This is a genomic window from Streptomyces turgidiscabies Car8, from assembly GCF_000331005.1.
Lineage (GTDB): Bacteria > Actinomycetota > Actinomycetes > Streptomycetales > Streptomycetaceae > Streptomyces > Streptomyces turgidiscabies.
This window is the reverse complement of record NZ_AEJB01000345.1, coordinates 1-5919: the sequence shown is the minus strand read 5'-3', so window position 1 is coordinate 5919 and position 5919 is coordinate 1. Positions and strand designations below refer to the sequence as shown.

At 70.8% G+C, this 5919-nt stretch carries 5 protein-coding genes; 3 read left to right on the top strand and 2 right to left on the bottom strand.

Translation table 11 applies throughout. The annotated features are described in order from the left end of the window. Together STRTUCAR8_RS23340 and STRTUCAR8_RS23335 are read right to left on the bottom strand one after the other, a co-directional pair. The coding region (locus STRTUCAR8_RS23340) for a hypothetical protein (protein ID WP_006378403.1) at window positions 1-1259 on the bottom strand (1259 nt) is incomplete at its 3' end. A gap of 78 nt (window positions 1260-1337) precedes the next feature. After that, entirely contained in the window at window positions 1338-2576 is a 1239-nt protein-coding gene (locus STRTUCAR8_RS23335; protein WP_006378404.1) for an exo-beta-N-acetylmuramidase NamZ family protein, read from the bottom strand. 198 nt (window positions 2577-2774) lie between these two features. Here STRTUCAR8_RS23335 and STRTUCAR8_RS23330 point away from each other — a divergent pair, with 198 nt between their 5' ends. The 3 genes from STRTUCAR8_RS23330 to STRTUCAR8_RS23320 are packed head-to-tail and all read left to right on the top strand — an operon-like array spanning window position 2775 to window position 5873. Next, window positions 2775-3539 carry an SDR family oxidoreductase gene (locus STRTUCAR8_RS23330; RefSeq protein WP_044472730.1) on the top strand — a complete coding sequence of 255 codons (765 nt, stop codon included), beginning with the start codon at window positions 2775-2777 and terminating at the stop codon, window positions 3537-3539. Then, a complete protein-coding gene (locus tag STRTUCAR8_RS23325) occupies window positions 3536-5239 on the top strand; it encodes a class I adenylate-forming enzyme family protein (protein ID WP_006378401.1) in 1704 nt (567 codons plus the stop codon). The genes STRTUCAR8_RS23330 and STRTUCAR8_RS23325 overlap by 4 nt, the downstream gene beginning before the upstream one ends. 40 nt (window positions 5240-5279) lie before the next feature. Then, window positions 5280-5873 carry a TetR/AcrR family transcriptional regulator gene (locus STRTUCAR8_RS23320; RefSeq protein WP_044472729.1) on the top strand — a complete coding sequence of 198 codons (594 nt, stop codon included), beginning with the start codon at window positions 5280-5282 and terminating at the stop codon, window positions 5871-5873. The last annotated feature ends 46 nt before the right edge of the window (window positions 5874-5919 follow it).

Genomic DNA, 5919 nt, shown 5'->3' with positions numbered 1-5919 from the left:
GCCGCGTCGATGTTCACGCACCCGCTCACCGGCAGCTTCCCGGCCCGCAGCGCTTCGGCGATCGTCAGCCTGACCGTCCCCGGCACGGCCTGCACGCCGTCGTGGCCCATCGCCCCCCACTTGGGCCCGAGCGCCCCCGCGACGGTGAAGCCCGCCACGGACCGGTCGGCGGCGAGGATCCCCTGGCTCTCGCCCGCCATGCGCGAGGCCAGCGGATAGAACGTGCTGAGCGCCCCGTCGAAGTGGGAGTAGCAGCACACCAGAGGACCGTCGATACGGCTCTGCCGGCCCTTCAACGCGCCCCCGGCGTGCGGGTCGTGCGGCAGCTCGGCCGCGAACGCGTAGTGCGAGAAGGCCCCTTGGAGCAGCGTCACCGACTTCACCGTGCGCACCTTCTCGGGCAGCCCCCGCAGCGCGAACGACACGAGCCGTGCTCCGAAACTGTGTCCGACGAGATGCACCCGCACCCCGGGCGCCGCCTCGGCGAGCCGCCCGAGCGCAGGCCCGAGACCCCGCTCGCCGACGGTTCCGGCCCGGCGCTTCATCGCGTAGTACGTGGCCTGCCGCAGCAGCTCCTTCGCGCCGTTCCAGGGATTCGGCAGGGCGAACTCGGTGACGGCGTCCGGGGATTCGTGCCCGGCCAGGGCCCCGGCGAACTCCTCGCAGACCTCGGCCGTGCTCCCCGCGAACATCTCGGGGGCGCCCTCCGGCTCGCCGCCCGAGAGGAGGAGGTCCGCCGCGAACGCCGTCTGCGGCGCCTCCGGATCCACCTCGACCAGCAGCCGCACCAGCCCCCCGAACTCCTCCAGGGCCTCGTCGTCGCCCGGCTGTTGATCCAGCAACCGGGCGATCTGCTCGACGACCGTGGCCCGCCCGGGGAACGTCTCGAGGAGCGCCTGCCGGGTGTCCTTGTCGAGCCTGGTCCGACCGGTCGCCTCGGGCAGCGCGGTGGCGGTCAGGGACCGCTGGAAGTCGGGGATCGGCTCGTCCGTGAAGCGCATCGACGGCCACACCACCCCCACGTAGCCGATCCTGGCGGTCGCGGGGGCGAGTGCGGGGACAGCCTCGAAGAACCTGCTGTAGAGCCGGGTCGCCATGGAACGGTCGTTGTTCCAGCCGTGCGCGAAGACGATGAGGTCACGCACCTGGCGAGCCTTCACCTCCGCGAGCAGCCGCTCCCGTCTGCGCCCGTCCGCGTCGCCGTCCGCGTCGAACGTCAGCTCCCAGTAGGGAGAAACACTCATCTCCGGATCCGCCATGACCGTCCCCGTCCCCCGTGGTGTCGTGATGTGGGGCGTATCGTCCCGCTAACGGGGGGAGTTGGCCATACGTCACGCTCACTTGTAGATGAGGTACTTCCTGCGCATGCGCCGGAACGCCGCCAGCTCCTCCTGCCAGCCCGCGACGACCTCGTCGGCGTCGGCTCCCGCGTCGATCATCGTGCGCACCAGAGTGGAGCCGGTGAGCTTGTCGATCCAGTTGTCCGGGCGCCAACCGAAGCCGCTCCAGACCCTCTTGGCGGTCACCAGCAACGCGACCCCGGTACGCACCGGGTCGTACGCCGCCCGGTCGTGCACATGGATCTGTACGCCCCCGATGGTCCTGCCCTGGAACTTGGAGAAGGTCGGCGCGAAGTAGGCCTCCCTGAAGTGCACGCCGGGCAGCGCCAGTCGCTCCGCCGCGGCGGCCCACCGCCGGTCGATCCCCTCGGCGCCGAGCAGCTCGAAGGGCCGGGTCGTACCGCGCCCCTCCGACAGGTTGGTCCCCTCGAAGAGACATGTCCCCGAGTACACCAGCGCGGTGTCGGGCGTCGGCATGTTCGGGCTCGGCGGCACCCAGGGCAGCCCCGACGTGTCGTAGAACTCCGACCGCTTCCACCCCGACATCGGTACGGCGTCCAGCTCCACCGGCGTGGCCAGGAACTCCTTGTTGAACAGCCGGGCCAGCTCCACCACCGTCATCCCGTGGGCCTGCGAGATCGGCTGCCGCCCGACGAACGTCGCGAACTCCCTGTGCAGCACGGGCCCGAGGGCCGCGCGTCCGGTCACCGGGTTCGGCCGGTCCAGCACGAGGAAGGACTTGCCGGCCAGCTGGGCCGCCTCCATGCAGTCGTACAGCGTCCAGATGTACGTGTAGAAGCGGGCGCCCACGTCCTGGATGTCGAAGACGACGGTGTCGACGCCGGAGGCGGTGAAGATGTCGGCGAGCGGCCGGCCGCTCTTGAGATACGTGTCGTAGACGGGGAGCCCGGTCGCCGGGTCGTCGTAACGCCCCTCGGAACCGCCGGCCTGCGCGGTGCCCCTGAATCCGTGCTCGGGGCCGAAGACGGCGGTCAGATTCACGCGGTCGTCCGCGTGCATGACGTCGACGATGTGGCGTACGTCCCTGGTGACGCCGGTGGGGTTGGTGACCAGGCCGACCTTTTTGCCGTTGAGGGGGGCGTAGTTCTTGGCGGTGAGGTTTTCGAAGCCGGTGCGGAGTTTTTCTGGGCGGTGTCGGGTGGGGGTCGCGGCGGTGCACGCGGGTAGGGAGGCCGCGGTGGCTGTGGTGAGGAGGCCGCGTCTGGACAGGGGCATGGGGGTTCCCTCCGTGAGGCGGTACGGGTGGTGGTGGCACCGTATGCGCTTCCGCCTGTGGTTCGTAGGGTGCGGGTTCGTTGTGGCTTGTCGCGCCGTTCCCCGCGCCCCTGGGGAGTTGACGGCACCCCTTTCTTGCAACATACCGACCGGTTAGTCTGGTCGGACGTTGGGGCCGTGTCGTGTCGAAGGAGACCGATCGTGGGTGTCGTGCAAGGTGCCGGAGTCGTCGTCACTGGAGCCGGGGGTGGCATCGGAGCCGCGCTCGCCCGGCGGTTCGCCGCTGAAGGGGCACGGGTGGTCGTCAATGATCTGGACGCCGACAAGGCCGAAGCCGTCGCCGGTGAGATAGGCGGGATCGCGGTGCCCGGAGATGCCTCCGCCATCGTCGGGGAGGCTCGGGCCGCGCTTGGCGGGACCGTCGATGTCTACTGTGCCAACGCCGGGCTTCCCTCGGGTGGGTCCGAGGCGGCCGAGGAGAAGGTCTGGGCGCTCGCCTGGGACGTGAACGTGATGGCGCACGTCCGGGCGGCCAACGAACTGCTGCCGGACTGGCTGGAGCGCGGCAGCGGCCGTTTCGTGTCCACCGTGTCCGCCGCCGGGCTGCTCACCATGATCGGCGCGGCCCCCTACAGCGTGTCCAAGCACGGTGCGTACGCCTTCGCGGAGTGGCTGTCGCTGACGTACCGCCACCGCGGGCTCAAGGTGCACGCCATCTGCCCGCAGGGTGTGCGGACGGACATGCTGGCCGGGACGGGCAGCGCGGGTGACCTGGTGCTCACGCCGACCGCGATCGAGCCCGAGGCGGTCGCGGACGCGCTGTTCCGGGGGATCGAGGAGGACCGGTTCCTGATCCTGCCGCACCCCGAGGTCGCCGACTACTACCGGGCGCGGGCCGCCGACCCCGACCACTGGCTGACCAGCATGAACCACATCCAGCAGAAGTGGGAGGCCACCCGATGACCGACTCCGAGCGCGCGGCCGACACCGGCATCGGCTCCCTGTACGCGGCGCAGCCCTGGCTGGGCCTTCTCGACGACGTCCAGCGCGGGCCCGTCAGCCCCGACGACTCACTCGTCCACGCGCTTCGCCGGACCGCCGCCGAGGTCCCGGACCGTACCTTCCTCGCCTACTTCGACGGTCGGCTCAGCCACCGCGAGGTCGACGAACTGAGCGACTCCGTCGCCGGGTACCTCGTCACCCGGGGACTGGAGCGCGGCGACCGGGTCGCCGTCCTGCTGCAGAACTCGCCGCTCTTCGTGCTGGCCCTGCTGGGGGCCTGGAAGGCGGGCGCGACCGTCGTCCCCGTCAACCCGATGTACAAGTCGGGGGAGGTCACCCACGTCCTGCGGGACGGTGACGTGGCCGCGCTGATCTGCTCCGACCGGGCCTGGGAGTCGTACCTGCGGGAGACGGCCGCGGACTCTCCGGTGCGGATCGTGCTCACCGGCTGCGAGCTGGACTTCCAGACGCGCGGCGACGCGCGCGTGCTCGCGTTCGAGCGGCTGCCGCAGGCCCCGGACGCCGAGGACCTGACAGCCGTCGCCCGGTACGGGCACAAGGCGCCCGACGCCGGCGACCGTGATCCGCGCCCCGCCGACATCGCGCTGATCAGCTACACCTCCGGCACCAGCGGCTCCCCCAAGGGGGCCACCAACACGCACGCCAACATCATGTACAACGCGGAACGGCAGCGGACCGGGCTTCCGCTGCCCGAGGCGCCCGTCTACTTCGCGATGGCGCCCCTGTTCCACATCACCGGCATGGTCTGCCAGCTCGGCGCGAGTCTGAACAGCGCGGGCACCCTCGTCCTCGCCTACCGCTTCGAGCCCGGTGTCGTCCTGGACGCGTTCGCCGAGCACCGCCCGCACTACACGGTCGGCCCGTCGACGGCCTTCATGGCCCTGGCCGCGCACCCTGAGGTCACCCCTGACCACTTCTCCTCCTTCCGGCACATCTCCTCCGGCGGCGCCCCGCTGCCGCCCGCCCTCGTGGAGAAGTTCCGGGCCGGCTTCGGCCCGTACATCCGCAACGGCTACGGCCTCACCGAGTGCACCGCCCCCTGCGCCTCCGTACCGCCCGCCCTGGAGGCCCCCGTCGACCCGGTCTCGGGGACGCTCGCCGTGGGCGTGCCGGGTCCCGACACCGTCGTACGCATCGTCGACGACCAGGGCGCGGAGGTCCCGTTCGGGGAGCAGGGGGAGATCCTCGTACGGGGGCCGCAGGTCGTCCCCGGCTACTGGCGGCTCCCGGAGGCCACCGCCGAGACCTTCCCCGACGGGGAGCTGCGGACCGGCGACATCGGGTTCATGGACGCCGAGGGGTGGCTCTACGTCGTCGACCGGAAGAAGGACATGATCAACGCGTCCGGCTTCAAGGTGTGGCCGAGGGAGGTCGAGGACGTGCTGTACACCCATCCGGCGGTACGTGAGGCGGCCGTCGTCGGGGTGCCCGACGGGTACCGGGGCGAGACCGTGAAGGCGTACATCAGCCTGCGGCCGGGCGCGGAGGGGGACCCGGACGCGCTCGCCGCGTACTGCAAGGAGAGACTGGCCGCCTACAAGTACCCGCGGCAGGTGGAGATCCTGCCCGACCTGCCGAAGACGGCGACCGGAAAGATTCTCCGTCGGGAACTGCGTACCCGGTCCGGGGACTCTCAGTAGGCGACTCTCGGTGAAACGTATGGGAAGGCTGGTGGCGGTAGTGCCCAGGACGACGGACGGTGACGGTACGCCCGTCCCGCAGCGGCTGCTGGCCGCCGCCACCCGGCTCTTCGCGGAACAGGGGTACGACCGCACGTCCGTGCAGGAGATCGTCGAGGCGGCCGGCGTCACCAAAGGGGCGCTGTACCACTACTTCGGGTCCAAGGACGACCTGCTGCACGAGGTGTACGCGCGCGTGCTCCGTGTCCAGCAGGAGCGGCTGGACGCGTTCGCGAACGCGGACGCGCCGGTGGAGGAGCGGTTGCGGCGGGCGGCGGCTGACGTGGTCGTCACGACCATCGAGAACCTCGACGACGCGATGATCTTCTTCCGCTCGATGCACCATCTGAGCCCGGAGAAGAACAAGCAGGTGCGGGCGGAGAGACGCCGGTACCACGAGCGGTTCCGGGCGCTGATCGAGGAGGGGCAGGAGGCGGGGGTGTTCTCGCGGGCGACCTCGGCGGATCTGGTGGTGGACTACCACTTCGGGTCCATCCACCACCTGTCGACCTGGTACAGCCCGGAGGGCTCCCTGAGTTCGACGGAGGTCGCGGAGCAGTTGGCGGACCTGCTGCTGCGGGCGCTGCGGCCGTAGGGGCGGGTTTCTCGCCCCCGCCGCCCCTACCCGTCCCATCCCTGGG